This window comes from Streptomyces sp. NPDC025833, assembly GCF_055558055.1.
In genome coordinates, this window is the sequence record NZ_JBVHNF010000001.1 from 329,828 (window position 1) to 344,599 (window position 14,772).

Below are 14,772 nucleotides of genomic sequence, written 5' to 3' on the forward strand. Positions count from 1 at the left end.
CTACCGAAGGGTACTTCGTGACGCCGTGCGGACCGAGCCCGGATACGGCACGGTGGATACGGCGTGACACGAGAGGAGCACCCGCATGTCGAACCACACCTACCGGGTGACCGAGATCGTCGGCACCTCGCACGAGGGCCTCGACCAGGCCATCCGCAACGGCATCTCCCGCGCGGGCCAGACCCTGCGCAATCTGGACTGGTTCGAGGTGACCCAGATCCGCGGCCAGATCGAGGACGGGCGGATCGAGCACTACCAGGTGGGAATGAAGGTGGGTTTCCGCATCGAGGACGGCGACTGAGCCCCCGGGCCCGCTTTCTGACGGACCATCAGGTACGGCCCTCCCGCTCCTGCGCATCCCGCAGCGCGGCGGACTCGGCGGCCCAGCGGGCCCGTACGACGGTGAACCCGGCGCGCTCGGCGTCGTCGCACACCAGCTCGTCGTCGTCCACCAGCACCCGCACCTCGCGGGTCCCGGCGAGCCGGCGCAGGATCTCCAGCTTGGTGAACCGGGCCGGCCTGCGGTCGGCGTCGCCCCGCATGTGCACCCGGCCCTCGGGCAGCCCCTGGGCGGCGAGCCACTCCAGCGTGTCCCGGCGGCACCGCTCGGGGCGGCCGGTGAGGTAGACGATCTCGCACTCCCGCGCGGTCCGCGCCGCCAGCGCCACGCCCTCCGCGAGGGGCGGGTCCGCGGGCGCGGCGGCGAAGAACGCCTTCCAGTTCCGCGGCCGGCTCTCCAGGAAGTGCTGGCGGTGGGCGGTGTCGGCGAGCGTGTTGTCGAGGTCGAACACGGCGATCGGCCGCCGGGTGCTGTCGTTCACGGACCCACCCTAGCCAGGCCGCGTCGCCCCCGGCCGGGGCCGGCCCGCACCCGCTGCCGCCGTCCGGCACCCGCCGGACCGCGGGCCCGGGAATCCCCGGCGCGCGAGGGCGTTGAACCCTGGGTGAGCAGCTCAGTGATCGCCCGGACCCGGTTCTCCCTCCTCGACCGCTCGCGCACCCGCGAGGGCCGCCCGCCCGGGGAGGCGCTGCGGGACACCGTCGCACTGGCGCGGGAGGCCGAGGCGCTCGGCTACCACCGGTTCTGGGTGTCCGAGCACCACGGGGTGCCCGGCGTCGCCGGCTCCGCGCCGACCGTGCTCGCCGCCGCGGTCGCCGCGGCCACCCGCACCATCCGGGTCGGCACCGGCGGGGTCATGCTGCCCAACCACCAGCCCCTCGTCGTCGCCGAGCAGTTCGGGGTGCTGGAGTCGCTGTTCCCGGGGCGCGTCGACATGGGGCTCGGCCGCTCCGTCGGCTTCACGGACGGGGTGCGAAAGGCGCTCGGCCGGGACAAGGGGGACGCCGACGACTTCGCGGCGCGGCTCGGCGAACTGCTGGACTGGTTCACGGTAGGTTCACCGGCCGGCGTGCACGCGCGGCCGGCGGAGGGGCTGCGGGTGCCGCCGTTCGTGCTGGCCATGGGCGAGGGCGCGCGGATCGCCGCCCGCGCCGGCCTGCCCATGGTCATCGGTGACCTGCGCCACCGCGCGAAGATGCTCCGCGGCATCGACGAGTACCGCTCCCTGTTCCGCCCCTCCCCCTGGGCGGCCGAGCCGTACGTCGTGGTCTCCGGCACCGTCGCCGTCGCCGCCACCGACGCCGGGGCACGGCGCCTGCTGGTGCCCGAGGCCTGGTCGATGGCGCACTCCCGCACCCACGGCACGTTCCCGCCGCTCGCCCCCGCCGAGTCCGTCGAGGCCCGCGCCATGACCGCGAGGGAACGCGAGCTCTACGAGTCGGGCCTCGCCGGGCACGTCGCCGGCGCCGCGGGCCGGGTGGCCCGGGAACTGGAGACCGTGCTGGCGGAGACCGGCGCCGACGAGGTCCTGGTGACCACCAGCACCTACGACCGCACGGCTCTGCTGGACTGCCTGCGGCGGCTCGCCGCGCTCTTCGCACCGGTCCCGGCGGCCTGATCAAGATGCGGAGCCCGGCCCGGCCGGTGACCCTGGGAAGGCAAGCCTGGAACCGACGAGGAGGGCTGCCATGTCCTTCATGGACAAGATCAAGGGCATGCTCAAGGGACACGAGGGCATGGCCGACAAGGGCATCGACAAGGGCGGCGACTACGTCGACGAGCGCACCGGGAACAAGTACCGCTCGCAGGTCGACACCGGTCAGGACAAGCTGAGGGACGAGTTCGGCACCCGGCCGCAGGACCGGGGCCACCCTCCGCAGTAGCGGCCCACCGGGGCGGATAGAGTTCCCCGGATGCACAGCTCCCACGACCCCTGCGTCCGCGTCCGCGGCGCCCGCGAGCACAACCTCAAGGGCGTCGACGTGGACATCCCCCGGGACGTGCTGGCGGTGTTCACCGGCGTCTCCGGGTCGGGCAAGTCGTCCCTGGCGTTCGGCACCGTCTACGCCGAGGCGCAGCGGCGGTACTTCGAATCGGTCGCGCCGTACGCGCGCCGGCTGATCCACCAGGTCGGGGCGCCCAAGGTCGGCGAGATCACCGGGCTGCCGCCCGCGGTCTCGCTCCAGCAGCGCCGCTCGGCCCCCACCTCGCGCTCCTCGGTGGGCACGGTCACCAACCTCTCCAACTCGCTGCGCATGCTGTTCTCGCGCGCCGGCAGCTATCCGCCGGGTGCCGGACGGCTCGACTCCGACGCGTTCTCGCCGAACACGGCGGCCGGCGCCTGCCCGGGCTGCCACGGCCTCGGCCGGGTCCACGACACCACCGAGGAGCTGCTGGTCCCCGACCCCTCGCTGTCCGTCCGCGAGGGCGCCGTCGCGGCCTGGCCCGGCGCCTGGCAGGGCAAGAACCTGCGGGACATCCTGGACACGCTCGGGTACGACGTGGACCGGCCCTGGCGCGAGCTGCCCGCGGCCCAGCGCGAGTGGATCCTCTTCACCGACGAGCAGCCGGTCGTCACCGTCCACCCGGTCCGGGACGCGGACCGCATCCAGCGGCCGTACCAGGGCACGTACACGAGCGCCCGCCGGTACGTGCTGAAGACGTTCTCCGACACCAGGTCGGCCACCCTGCGGGCGAAGGCGGAACGCTTCCTGACCAGCGCGCCCTGCCCGGTCTGCCGGGGCAGCCGGCTGCGGCCCGAGGCGCTCGCGGTGACCTTCGGCGGGCGGACGATCGCCGAACTGGCCGCGCTGCCGCTGACCGACCTGGCGGGGCTCCTGGACGGCGGCACCGAGACCGCCCGGGTGCTCACCGCCGACCTGAAGTCCCGGATCGCGCCGGTCGTCGAGCTGGGCCTGGGCTACCTCAGCCTGGACCGGGCCACTCCCACGCTGTCGGCGGGCGAGCTGCAGCGGCTGCGGCTCGCCACCCAGTTGCGCTCCGGGCTGTTCGGCGTGGTCTACGTGCTGGACGAGCCGTCCGCCGGACTGCACCCGGCGGACACCGAGGCGCTGCTGACCGTGCTGGACCGGCTGAAGACCGCGGGGAACTCGGTGTTCGTCGTGGAGCACCACCTGGACGTGGTGCGCGGCGCCGACTGGCTGGTCGACGTGGGGCCGGGCGCGGGTGAGCACGGCGGGCGCGTCCTGTACAGCGGGCCGGTGGCCGAACTGGCCTCGGTGGAGGACTCGGCGACGGCCGTGTACCTCTTCGACGAGTCGCCCGGCCCGGCGCGTGAGGTGCGCGAGCCCCGCGGCTGGCTGACGGTCGGCCCGGTGACCCGGCACAACCTGCGCGGGGTGACGGCCCGCTTCCCGCTCGGCGCGTTCACCGCCGTCACCGGTGTCTCCGGCTCCGGGAAGTCCACGCTCGTCGGCGAGCTGACGGAGGACGTGCTCGGGGTGGAGCGCCTGGTCCGCGTCGACCAGCGCCCCATCGGACGCACCCCCCGCTCCAACCTGGCCACCTACACGGGCCTGTTCGACGTCGTACGGAAGGTGTTCGCGGGCACGGAGGAGGCGCGGGCACGCGGGTACGGGGTCGGGCGGTTCTCCTTCAACGTGCCCGGGGGGCGCTGCGAGACCTGCCAGGGCGAGGGCTTCGTCAGCGTGGAGCTGCTGTTCCTGCCCAGCACCTACGCGCCCTGCCCGGACTGCGCGGGCGCCCGCTACAACCCCGAGACGCTCCAGGTCTCGTACCGGGGACGGAGCATCGCCGAGGTGCTGGACCTGACCGTGGAGGCCGCCGCGGAGTTCTTCGCGGACATCCCGGCGGCCGCCCGGAGCCTGGGCACCCTGCTCGACGTGGGCCTCGGCTACCTGCGGCTCGGCCAGCCCGCGACCGAGCTGTCCGGCGGGGAGGCCCAGCGGATCAAGCTGGCGAGCGAACTCCAGCGCGGGCGCCGCGGCCACACGCTCTACCTGCTGGACGAGCCGACGACCGGACTGCACCCGGCGGACGTGGAGGTCCTGGTGGACCGGCTGCACGGGCTGGTCGACGCCGGGCACACGGTCGTCGTGGTCGAACACGACATGACGGTGGTCGCGGGCGCGGACTGGGTCATCGACCTGGGCCCGGGCGGCGGCGACCGAGGCGGCCGCATCGTGGCAGCGGGCCCCCCGGCCACGATCACCCGAACCGAAGACAGCGCGACGGCCCCGTACCTGGCCCGCGTCCTGCCCTGACCACCGAACCGGCCGAGTCACTGGCGGGGGGGCGTCCGCCTGGCGCGCGGCGGGAAAGGGCTCGGGCCCGCGCGGGACGGGCAGGCCCGGCTCGGCGCGGGCCTGCGCCCGCGAAGCCGGGCGATCCGCGCCGGGGGCGGACGGCTCCGGAGGGGCCCGCCGCGCCGCCGGCCGGGTCCCGGGTGGCCGGTTCGGTCGCCGGGCCGCGCGGGTTCGCTTCGGTGGTGCGTCCGGGCTGGGGCCGGTCAGGGTGTCGGGAGGCGGAGGGGCGGCGCGGCGGCTCCGGGTGCGCCTGTCCGTGAGCGCCCGCCCCGCGGTGCCGTCGGCACGCTCGCGACCAGGGCCGCGTGGGTCCAGGCGGGCTCGGGGGCTACCGGCTGGGCCGCGTGGGCGAGGCCGCGGCGGTCGGGGTGGGCGCCCGGCGCGATCACCGGCCGGACCTCCACCTCGGCGACCAGACCGCGCGTCCGGGCCACCCGCCACAGCGAGGCCGGCAGGTTGTCCTCGCCCACGAAGGCCGCCGCGGTGCCGGGGCCGCCGTCCAGGCGCCGGTAGCGCAGGGACACCGGCTGGACGGGGACCCCCGCGTCGAGCGCCGCCTGGAAGACGGCCCGGCGGAACCGGCCGTGCGCGCGCCCGCACCAGGTGCTGCCCTCGGGGAAGGCGGTCACCGCGGCGCCCTCGCGCAGGACACCGGCGATCCGGGCCACCGTGCCGGGCAGCGCCCGCAGCCGGTCCCGCTCGATGAACAGGGCCCCGCCGTGCGCGGCCAGCGCCCCCGCCACGGGCCACCGCCGTACCTCGGTCTTGGCCAGCATGCGGGCCGGGCGTACGGCGGTGAGCAGCGGGATGTCCAGCCACGACACGTGGTTGGCGACCAGCAGCAGCCCGCCGGCCGGTGCGGCGGTGCCGGTGATCCGGACCCGGACCCCGACGGCCCGGACGATCATCCGGCACCACCGCCTGACCCACTCGGCCGGGATCCTCCGGCCGAACGGGGAGAGCACGACCCCGGCCAGCGCCAGCGCCGCGACCACCGCGAGCCGCGCCACGGCACGCGGTACGGGCACGACGGTGCGGGAGCGCTCCACGCACGCGCCCGGGGTGCAGGGCGCGGTGGGCAGCCAGACGCTCATCAGGCCGGGACGAGGGAGAGGAAGTGCCGCAGGTAGCGCGGGTTGACCCGGCGCATCGACAGCAGGACGTACAGGTCGGCAACGCCGAAGTCGGGGTCGTGCGCGGGTTCGCCGCACACCCAGGCGCCGAGGCGCAGGTAGCCGCGCAGCAGCGCCGGGAGGTCGGTGCGGCCGGCCGGCGCCTCGGCGTTCGGCACCCACGGCAGCAGCGGCCGGACCCGGTACTCCTGCGGCGCCAGGTGCTTGGCGCGGACCCGGCTCCAGGTGCCGGTGGCGAGGGCGCCGCCGTCGGCGAGCGGCACTGAGCAGCAGCCCGCGAGCCACTCGTGGCCCCGGTCGGTCATGTACCGGGCTATGCCGGCCCAGATCAGGCCGATGACGGCACCGTCGCGGTGGTCGGGGTGGACGCAGGAGCGGCCGACCTCCACCAGTCCGGGACGGATCGCGTCGAGCCGGCCGAGGTCGAACTCGCCCTCCGAGTAGAGCCGGCCGGCGACCGCGGCCCGCTCCGGGGGCAGCAGCCGGTAAGTGCCGACGACCTGCCCGGTCACCGTGTCGCGCACGAGGAGGTGGTCGCAGTACGCGTCGAAGGCGTCGACGTCGTGGCCCGGCTCGGCGGTGGCCAGCAACGCCCCCATCTCCCCGGCGAAGACGTCGTGCCGCAGCCGCTGGGCGGCGCGCACGTCGGCCTCGTCGCGGGCTAGGGTGACGGTGTAGCGGGTGGGTGCCGCGGGCTGCGGCGGACGGTCGAGGGTGGAAACGCCGGTCATGGCTCTCTCCTGGTCACGGGCCGGTCGGCGAGCGGCGGGCCGGATGCGCACGACCCGCCGCCTCAGTTCTCCCGACGCCGGTTGACCGGTGCGTGACCTGTGCCGGGAGAGCGGATGTGGGGATGCTGAACGGCGGGCACCGCGCCCCCCGCACGCGCCTCGCGCCCCGCAGGCCTCCGCACACCCGTGTCGTACGCGTGTGCGACCGCTCCCTGGAACGAAGGTGGGAAGGACGCTGAAGGCGTCGGCCGGCGCCTGGAGTCCGGCGCGGTGCCACCAAGTCCTCGCTGGTGCTGAAGGCGGCCCAGAGTGGCAGGAGGATCACCGTGCGGGTGATCGCCCACCGCGCCGGACACCAGGGCGGTTCGGTGACGAGCGCGTCCACGGAGCCGGTCGCGGGCTGATCCGGCGGCACACCGCGTGACGGGGGAGGGCGGCCGAGGCCCCCTCCCCCTCATGCCGCCCCGCGCGGCGAGGGGCGGCTCACCTGGTGACGGACGAGGCGCCGTGTGCGACAGCCGTAGCGGGCCGCCGGTGCGGCGGGGCGCCCGGTGGCTCACGGTTCCAGGACCACCTTGCCGATCGTGCCGCGCCGCTCCAGCGCCCGGTGCGCCGCGGCCGCGTCCGCGAGCGGGAAGCGGGTGACCGCGGGGCGCAGCCGGCCCCGGGCGGCCTCGTCGAGCGCGCGCAGCTCCAGGGCGCGCAGGCCGCCCGACCTCCGCAGCATCTCCGGGCCCAGGACGGACTGCGAGACGCCCTCGACGAAGTGGCCCCGGCCTCCGTCGATACCCTCGGCGGACCAGCCGAAGACCAGGTGCCGGCCGCCGGGCCCGAGCAGGGCGACGGCTTCCCGGGCGGCGTCTCCCCCGACACCGTCGTAGACGAGCGTGGCCGCCCGCCCGCCGAGGTACGCGCGCACCTCGGCCGGCCAGCCGGGGTCCGTGTAGTCGACGGCGAGGTCGGCGCCGTTCGCCCGCACCCGGGCGGTCTTCTCCGGGCCGCCCGCCAGTCCGATCACGGTCGCCCCGGCGTTCCCGGCGTACTGCACGAGCAGTGTCCCGATGCCGCCCGCCGCGGCGGGTACGACCACCACGTCCCGCGGACCGGGTTCGGCGAACCGCACGATGCCCAGCGCCGTGCGCCCCGTGCCGATCATGGCGACGGCGGCGGCGAAGTCCAGGGTCTGCGGCAGCGCGTGCAGGCGCTCGGTCCCGGTGACCGCGAGTTCGGCGTAGCCACCGGGCACCATCCCCAGGTGGGCCACCACGCGCCGGCCGAGCCAACCGCCGTCGGTACCGGTGCCGAGCGCGTCCACCACCCCCGCGACCTCCCGGCCGGGCACGGTCGGCAAGGCGGGCAGCTCGGGCAGCGGTCCCTGGTGCCCCTCCCGCAGGGCGGTGTCGAGCAGGTGCACCCCCGCGGCGGCGACGGCGATCCGCACCTGACCCGGACCCGGGACCGGATCGGCCACCTCCTCGTGGACCAGGTTTTCGGCCGGGCCGAAGGCGTGCAGACGGACGGCGTACATGGGACCCCCAGGCGGGACGACTCGGTGCGGCGGTTCACCGCACCTGCGAGCCTCCGGCCTCAAGCACACCTGAGGTCAAGGCCAGGCCGACCGGGACCGGCGGGACGCCATTGCGCGTTCCCTCCGGACACCGCCGGCCCCCGTGCCGTGCGCCCGGCTCCGCTCGGACCAGGGCGGATCAGGCCGTGCCGTGCGTCGCGGACCGGGGCATCTCCTCATGAACCCCTTATGCCCACACCGCCTTGACCACGGCGTGACCCGCCGCGGCCGCCCGCCCGTAGAACTCCCGCAGGCCCCCGTGCAGGCCGACGAACTCCTGCCTGGCCTCCGCCTCGTCCCATCCGTGGCCGGCGAGCCGGGCGCCGACGGCGGCCCACAGCTCGTCGAAGGAGACACGCGCGAGGAACTCCGCCGCTCGCGCCACCCCGGGCGGCTCCAGGAGCATCAGGGGCGGGTTCGAGGTGTCGGCACCGGCGCCGTGTGCCACGGGGCGCCCGCCGTAGACCGGCAGCGTCCACGGCCTGCCGGACTCACCGGACTCACCGGACTCACCGGGCAGGGCATCGGCCGCGGCGTAGAGGTCGTTGACGGAGTCCCAGATCCCGTACCCGGCGGCACCGACAGTCGGCGGCCGCCGGGCCGCCGGGGCGTGGAGGCACGGCCTCCCGGTGCGCGGGCGCTGACGCCCGGCGCGCACCAGGAGGCCGTGCCGCGTCCGGGGCCGGAACCGGCTCCGGACGGCTGCTTCCCGGCCGGGGACGCGCTCCCCGGCCCGGGCCGCTAGCAGGCCCCGAGGTCCTCCCAGACACCCCACTGGCCGGTGGTGCCGGGCTTGTCGCCGCTCACCCACCACTTGGCGCGCCAGTTGTGGCCGCCGTAGGACACGGTCTCACCGCCGTTGTAGATCCGCGCGGAGTCCCAGGCCGGCGCGGTGCAGGTGTCACTGCCGCCACCGCCGCCGCCGTTGCCGCCACCGGTGCCGCCGCCACCGCCGCTGCCGCCACCGATGTTGACGTCGACGCAGGAGTAGAACGCGTTGGCGGTGTCCGAGATGTTCCAGACCGCCAGCACCTTCTGACGGCCCGTGAAGTTGCCGAAGTTCACCTGGTGGCTGATGTCCGCGCCCGGCTGCTGGTTGTTGCCGGCGAACTCGGCGACCTTCTGGCCGGAGATGAAGTACTGCCAGTTCGCGGTGGCGTGCCGGGCCGTGTTGTGCCAGGTGAACGTCGCCGACGTACCGACCGGCGTGACCTTCCAGCCCTTGCTGTCGTCATCGAGCTCGGCGTACTCCGCGTGTCCGCCGCTGCAGCTCTGGAGACCCTTGGGCCCCTCGACGCTCTGCGGTTCGTACTTGATCTGACCGCAGGAGACGACGCCCTCGGCGCACTGCTGCTGCCGGCTCGTGGGCAGTGTCACCCAGCCGTGGGCGCTGGCCGAGCTGGCCGGGAGGCTGACGGCGAGCACCGGAGCGACCAGCGCACCAATCGCGAAAGCTGCTCGTCTTTTCGTGTCCATGCCACGTCACTTCCTTCAAGGGGATCGAGAAACGGCGCCCGTGCGGTCCGGCCGTGCCGGTCCCGCGGGGTGCGCGGTCCGCCCCGGCCGCGCATCCCGCCGGGCCGGGCGGGGTGCGCGGACACGGCGACGACGGGACGCGCGGGACGCGCGCCCCGTCGTGGCGCGACCGACACCACGGGACCGGGCAGGGGTCGGCACAGGTCTGGACCTGCACCCACTAGGTCTAGACCATAGCCCCGCGCCCGGCCCGGTCAAGAGTGCTCGCCCCAAAAAAACGGAGGCCCTTCCCGGCGCCTCCCGACCCCGAATCTTTTCCGGCTATTGGTCTAGACAAGGTGGCTGGAATGGTTCACAGTGCGTCTACACCAACGTGCCGCCGGACGGCACCGAAACCGCTTCCCCACCGTTGCCCCGCCGCGCCGCGCCCCACAAAAGCGCAGGCGGGCACCGCGCGCCACCCGCTGGAGCACACTCCGGCCACCATGCGCCGAAGCCGTCCGGCCGACACGACCACAAGCGAAATTCCGCCTCCCCCCCCCACCGCGGCGCAGCGCCCCCCAGGCCGCTGCGCGAGAGAGGAGTACCCCCATGGAAGCGCTGGAACGAAGCAAGGCATCCGCGCTCGGCCTGTTCCGGATCGTCACGGGGCTGCTGTTCACCTGCCACGGAGCCGCCACCCTGTTCGGCGTCCTGGGCGGCCCGGTCGGCGCCACCCCGCGCCTGGCGGAATGGCCCGGCTGGTGGGCCGCGGTCATCCAACTGGTCGGCGGGCTACTGGTGCTGTGCGGTCTGGAGACCCGCATCGCCGCCCTGCTGTGCTCGGGTTCCATGGCGTACGCCTACTTCGACGTGCACCAGGCTCACGCGCTGCTCCCCATCGAGAACGGCGGAGAGGCGGCGGCCATGTTCTGCTGGTCCTTCCTCCTCATCGCCGCCCTCGGACCGGGCCGTTGGGCACTGGAGTCCGTGGTGCCCACCCGCCGGCGGCCCGGTGCCAGGCCGACCGGTTCGGTGTGGTCCCGGAACACGACGACATCCGTCTGAGCGAACGGCCGACGTCACCCCGGCACACGATCACCGGTCGCGCGGCCGGGGCGGCGGCGCAGGCCCCCGTGGCCGGGGCGCCGTCCTGGTCGGCGCCGCCGGGCACCGGACCGGATCCCGGTTGATCGCATTCCCCGCCGACGGCGGGAGTCGGGCAGGCAGCCGACTCCGGACACCGGCTGACGGCGCGCACGAGGCCGGGAACCCGGACGGCGGGTCCCCGGCAGTCCGCGACCGGGTGATGCTCGTGACGGCCGCACCCGGTCGCCGTAGACGGACGCGCCCTGGTTACGGCGTACCGGTCTTGTTGAACCCCCGGTCGAGGTAGGGGTACTGGTCCGGGACGTGGCCGTCGGCCGCGACCAGCCGGGCGATGCCGCCCTGGTCCCGCCACACCTGCTGGGAGGAGCCGAAGGTGAAGCCCCCGAACTGCGGGTGGGTCTCGTTGGTGTAGATGCGGTAGCGCTGGCCTGGCTCGATGACCGTCCCCGCCGGGAAATGGAAGTCGCGACCGGTGGGCTTGGACTCCACGACCCAGCCGGTCAGGTCCTGGGGCCCGGCGCCCTGGTTGAAGATCTCGACGTACTCGTCGGCCTGGCCGGGGCCGGTGCCCAGGTACCGCAGGTCGGAGATGATCACGTCGGGCTCTTCGGCGGTGAACATGCAGACGACCTCTGCGAAGTTGACACCGCCCTCGGGGCTGCGGAACTGCCGGACGATCTGGCCGCCCCGCTTGAAGCCGCTCAGCACCGCCCGGTACTGCTTGCCGCCGATCGTGACGGGCTGGGGGTGGACGAAGGTCTGGAGGTCGACCAGGTCGTCGTCGACCGGGCTGCTGCCGGTGGTGTTGGGGGTCTCGTGGTGGTGGAAGGCGAAGTCCAGGTCGGTGGTGCTGCCGTCCTCGAACATGACGTTGATGCGGAGCTGGACGTCGAACTGCTCCGTGCTGACGCTGGTGGGCAGGTTGCGGTGCACGAAGGTACCGACGACGAACTCGGTGCCGTCGAGCTCGACGTCCGCGGCCGCGCCCCGGAACTGGTAACCGCTCTGGGACCCGCTGCTGCCCCACCTGACGTCCGCGGTGCCCAGGCCGTCGATGGGTGTGACGGCCGGGCTGGTGGACGGGAAGACGCCGGAAGTGACGACGGTGGTCATGGTGGCTGACTCCTGCTCTCGTTAGTCTTCGTCCTCGATGACCTCGGCCTTGATCTTGGCCGGCGGCGCGGATCCGACCTGCGCGACGCCGTCGGTGAAGCGGCCGGGCCTGGCGCCGTCGGCGGCTTCGAGGCCGCAGGTGTAGACGAGGCAGTCCTTGTCCTCGCCGCTCGTGTTCAGGTGCACGTGGTAGCTGAAGGTGAGCGTGCGCCCGTCGTCACTGACCTTGGCCTGGACCGGGGGCAGATTGCCGCCCGTGGTCTGGTCCATGCGCTTGTACTGGGCGCCCACCACGCCGTTCCAGCGGAACCCGGTGGGCGCGGTGAAGATGTGGTCGCGTTCGCCGGCGTCTACGGTCTCGCTCCAGTTCGGCGTGCGCACGCAGACGTTGACGGTGGTGCCGAGACCGCCGGGAGCGTCCTCGACGCCGCCCTCCTGCCACACCACGAGGTCCAGCTTCTGCGCCCGGCCCTGTTCGTAACCCCAGTCGTAGCCGTTGGCGTACTGGTCCTTCTCGGCCCGCTTGCCGTCGCGCGGCGGGCCGGCGTGCGGCTTTCCGGCGAGCGCGTCGGCGCGCCCCTGGTCCTCACCCCGTTTGTAGGCTTCCTTCTTGGAGTTCACCTCGGTGGCCATCTGCGTCCTTCCTGGACTCGTGCTCGAAGCGTGCGGTGGAAAGTGGAAAGGGGACGACCGGGCGCTCACCCGCCCTGGGACACGGGCCGGTCCCGGCTCCGGACACCGCGGAACTCACCGGACGCCGGGACGCCCGCGGGGAGCGGCGGCGGGCACCGAACGCGGGCCGCGCCCTCCCATGGCTTGGGGAAGGGCCGTTCACAGCCGTTGCGGCGCGCACTCGGGCCGTCATCCGCACCAATCGTTAACCCGGACTCTCGGGAGGTATGCCGCGATTCCCCCATCCGCGAATGAGGGATCGATCCTGCCTCACTTGTTCGAGTGGATTCGAAGCACTGGGTACATAGGGGTGCAGGGAGGAAGTTACGTGCGCCCCCTGTACGGCGTACACGCCCCCGTTTCGGCGTGCGCGCCCCGCCGCCCGCCTCCGTGCACCTCCCCGGACCCGCCCGGCACCCCGCCGGGCGGGTCCTCCCTCGTGCGGGTGGTGCGCGCGGTGCGCCGCTCCCCCGGTGGAGGCCCGGCCGGTATGCAGAGGGCGTACCGACGACGGCCCGGAAGGAGACGGACATGCGGGAGACGCGGGCGTGGCGAGGGAGGGAACCGGGCGGCACGGGGGCCCGGCCGCCGCGGTGCCGGGCGGTGTCGGCGTGACGGCGCAGACCCCGGCCCGGCAGGGCGCTACCGCTCGCGGTGCGGACACGGGCTCCCCGGACGGGGCCGGCGCACCGGTCACCGTGGCGGGGAACGGTACGGCCGGGTTCTCCGGGGACGGCGGCCCCGCGCCGGACGGCCGGCTGGCCTTCCCCGCGGACGTGGCCGTGTGGGGCGGGTCGGTGTTCGTCGCCGACCACGCCAATCACCGCATCCGGCGGATCGACGGCCCCGGCGTGCTGAGCACGGTCGCCGGGGACGGGATGCGCGGCTTCGCCGGGGACGGCGCGGAGGCCGTGCGCGCCCGGCTGGGCTTCCCGGTCGCGGTCGCGGCCGGCCCGGACGGTGCCCTGTTCCTGGCCGACGAGATGAACCACCGGGTCCGCCGCATCGATCCTTCGGGCGTCATCCGCACCGTCGCGGGCGAGGGCACCCGCGGCGGTGACGGCGACGGCGGACCCGCCGGACAGGCGCGGCTGGACGCCCCCTGCGCCCTGGCCGTGGACGGCACCGGAGTGCTGTACATCGGCGAGGCGGGCGTCCCCAGGGTGCGCAGGGTCGGCCGCGACGGTGTCATCGGCACGGTCGTCGCGGCGTCCGGGGGGCCTGCGGGCCCCGGCCCGGCCGACGCCGGCGAGGCGTTCCTGCCCGCGGGTCTGGCGGCCGACGCGGCCGGGCGGCTGTTCATCGCCGACCCGGTGGGCCGCCGGGTGCTGGCGCTGGACACGGACGGAACGCTCCGGGGCCTGGCCGGACCGCCGGGCGCGGACGGCGGGGGCACCGAGGCCGACTGGGACGCACCGTGCGCGGTGGCCGTCGACGGACAGGGAGCCGTCTACGTCGCCGACCTGAACGGACACCGGGTGTGGCGGCTGGCCGACGGAGCGGCCCGGGTCTTCGCGGGGCCGGAGCCGACGGCGGGCGAGGACCCCGGGGCCGGGCGCACGGCCGATGCCGCCCCCGGGAGCTCACTGGCCTACCCGTGCGGCCTCGCCGTCGACCCGGCCGGCCGGCTGCTCGTGGCGGACAACTTCCACCACCGCGTCGCCGCCCTGCCCCTCACCACCGCCCCCACCCCGGTCGACGAGCCGGAAGAGGACGAGAAGCGGGAGCAGGAACGGGAATCGGAAGAAGACCAGCGGGGCCACAAGGCGGAACCGGAGCGGGAGTCCGAAGGGGGCGGCGGGGCCCGGGACGACGCGGAGCTGCTGGTCCGCCAGGAGGTCGGGGTGGAGGTGCCGCGCGGCGGGCACGAGCTGCTGCACGTACGGGTCTCGTCCACCGACCCCTGGGCGCCGGGGCCGGTGGAGCACCGCTTCACGGCTCCGACGGGGTTCGCCTTCGACGGGCTGGTGACCTGCGCGTACTACCGCGCGGACCGTACGGTGCTGCCGGGCGGCGAACCGGCGGCGGCCCTGCGGGACGGCGGCAGGTCGCTGACCGTCACCGACGCGCCCCGCCTGAACACCCCCGACCGTCCGGCGGCGGCCCTGGTCTACACGCTCGGCGTCCGGGCCCTGCCGGACGCCGAGCCGGGCCGGTACACCGACGGCCGGGCGGTGGTCGCGGGCCGGCCCGAGGTGCGTCTGAAGGCGAGCGTCCTGGACGACGACGACTGACCGGCACCGGCACGGTGCCCGCCGAGCCGCCCCCGAGGCGCACCCCGTCCGGGGCGGCTCTCCCCGCTCCCAAACCCCTCAGCAATAACTAAACGTTTCTCTGCTCCCGCGTCACCCGCCCGAACGTCACA

General features: G+C 74.8%; 14 protein-coding genes. 6 read left to right on the top strand and 8 right to left on the bottom strand.

Annotated features, from left to right (window positions below; translation table 11 throughout):
- The first annotated feature begins 85 nt into the window (after positions 1–85).
- Positions 86–301: a dodecin gene (locus ACZ4K2_RS01430; RefSeq protein WP_467472621.1), complete on the top strand. Its 216-nt coding sequence runs from the start codon at positions 86–88 to the stop codon at positions 299–301.
- Positions 302–329: 28 nt separating this feature from the next.
- Here the strand turns inward: ACZ4K2_RS01430 and ACZ4K2_RS01435 are convergent, their stop codons facing one another.
- Entirely contained in the window at positions 330–821 is a 492-nt protein-coding gene (locus ACZ4K2_RS01435; protein ID WP_467472619.1) for a phosphatase domain-containing protein, read from the bottom strand.
- Positions 822–944: 123 nt separating this feature from the next.
- Here ACZ4K2_RS01435 and ACZ4K2_RS01440 point away from each other — a divergent pair, with 123 nt between their 5' ends.
- The 3 genes from ACZ4K2_RS01440 to ACZ4K2_RS01450 all read left to right on the top strand — a co-directional run bounded on the left by ACZ4K2_RS01440 (position 945) and on the right by ACZ4K2_RS01450 (position 4,584).
- On the top strand, positions 945–1,958 hold the full coding sequence (locus ACZ4K2_RS01440) for an LLM class flavin-dependent oxidoreductase (RefSeq protein ID WP_467472617.1): 1,014 nt from the start codon (positions 945–947) through the stop codon (positions 1,956–1,958).
- 70 nt (positions 1,959–2,028) lie between these two features.
- On the top strand, positions 2,029–2,223 hold the full coding sequence (locus tag ACZ4K2_RS01445) for an antitoxin (protein ID WP_467472615.1): 195 nt from the start codon (positions 2,029–2,031) through the stop codon (positions 2,221–2,223).
- A 30-nt stretch (positions 2,224–2,253) separates the two neighbouring features.
- On the top strand, positions 2,254–4,584 hold the full coding sequence (locus tag ACZ4K2_RS01450) for an ATP-binding cassette domain-containing protein (protein WP_467472612.1): 2,331 nt from the start codon (positions 2,254–2,256) through the stop codon (positions 4,582–4,584).
- Between the two features lie 245 nt (positions 4,585–4,829).
- Here ACZ4K2_RS01450 and ACZ4K2_RS01455 read toward each other — a convergent pair whose 3' ends face one another.
- From ACZ4K2_RS01455 to ACZ4K2_RS01475, 5 genes are all read right to left on the bottom strand, one after another.
- Positions 4,830–5,720 carry a lysophospholipid acyltransferase family protein gene (locus tag ACZ4K2_RS01455; RefSeq protein ID WP_467472609.1) on the bottom strand — a complete coding sequence of 297 codons (891 nt, stop codon included), beginning with the start codon at positions 5,718–5,720 and terminating at the stop codon, positions 4,830–4,832.
- Positions 5,720–6,490, bottom strand: coding sequence for a GNAT family N-acetyltransferase (locus tag ACZ4K2_RS01460; RefSeq protein WP_467472607.1), 771 nt, complete (start codon positions 6,488–6,490; stop codon positions 5,720–5,722). The genes ACZ4K2_RS01455 and ACZ4K2_RS01460 overlap by 1 nt, the downstream gene beginning before the upstream one ends.
- A gap of 556 nt (positions 6,491–7,046) precedes the next feature.
- A complete protein-coding gene (locus tag ACZ4K2_RS01465; protein WP_467472605.1) occupies positions 7,047–8,018 on the bottom strand; it encodes a zinc-binding dehydrogenase in 972 nt (323 codons plus the stop codon).
- A 226-nt stretch (positions 8,019–8,244) separates the two neighbouring features.
- A complete protein-coding gene (locus ACZ4K2_RS01470; RefSeq protein WP_467472602.1) occupies positions 8,245–8,715 on the bottom strand; it encodes a DUF1877 family protein in 471 nt (156 codons plus the stop codon).
- Between the two features lie 83 nt (positions 8,716–8,798).
- Positions 8,799–9,533: a lytic polysaccharide monooxygenase gene (locus tag ACZ4K2_RS01475; RefSeq protein WP_467472599.1), complete on the bottom strand. Its 735-nt coding sequence runs from the start codon at positions 9,531–9,533 to the stop codon at positions 8,799–8,801.
- A gap of 591 nt (positions 9,534–10,124) precedes the next feature.
- Between ACZ4K2_RS01475 and ACZ4K2_RS01480 the strand changes: the two genes are divergently transcribed.
- The gene (locus ACZ4K2_RS01480) at positions 10,125–10,580 is read left to right on the top strand and encodes a DoxX family protein (RefSeq protein ID WP_467472598.1); all 456 of its coding nucleotides are present in this window, start codon (positions 10,125–10,127) and stop codon (positions 10,578–10,580) included.
- Between the two features lie 288 nt (positions 10,581–10,868).
- Here the strand turns inward: ACZ4K2_RS01480 and ACZ4K2_RS01485 are convergent, their stop codons facing one another.
- Together ACZ4K2_RS01485 and ACZ4K2_RS01490 are read right to left on the bottom strand one after the other, a co-directional pair.
- Positions 10,869–11,735, bottom strand: a complete 867-nt coding sequence (locus ACZ4K2_RS01485; protein WP_467472596.1) for a choice-of-anchor K domain-containing protein — start codon at positions 11,733–11,735, stop codon at positions 10,869–10,871.
- A gap of 21 nt (positions 11,736–11,756) precedes the next feature.
- Positions 11,757–12,368, bottom strand: a complete 612-nt coding sequence (locus tag ACZ4K2_RS01490; RefSeq protein WP_467472594.1) for a hypothetical protein — start codon at positions 12,366–12,368, stop codon at positions 11,757–11,759.
- A gap of 587 nt (positions 12,369–12,955) precedes the next feature.
- Here ACZ4K2_RS01490 and ACZ4K2_RS01495 point away from each other — a divergent pair.
- Positions 12,956–14,641: an NHL repeat-containing protein gene (locus tag ACZ4K2_RS01495; RefSeq protein ID WP_467472591.1), complete on the top strand. Its 1,686-nt coding sequence runs from the start codon at positions 12,956–12,958 to the stop codon at positions 14,639–14,641.
- Positions 14,642–14,772 lie beyond the last annotated feature (131 nt).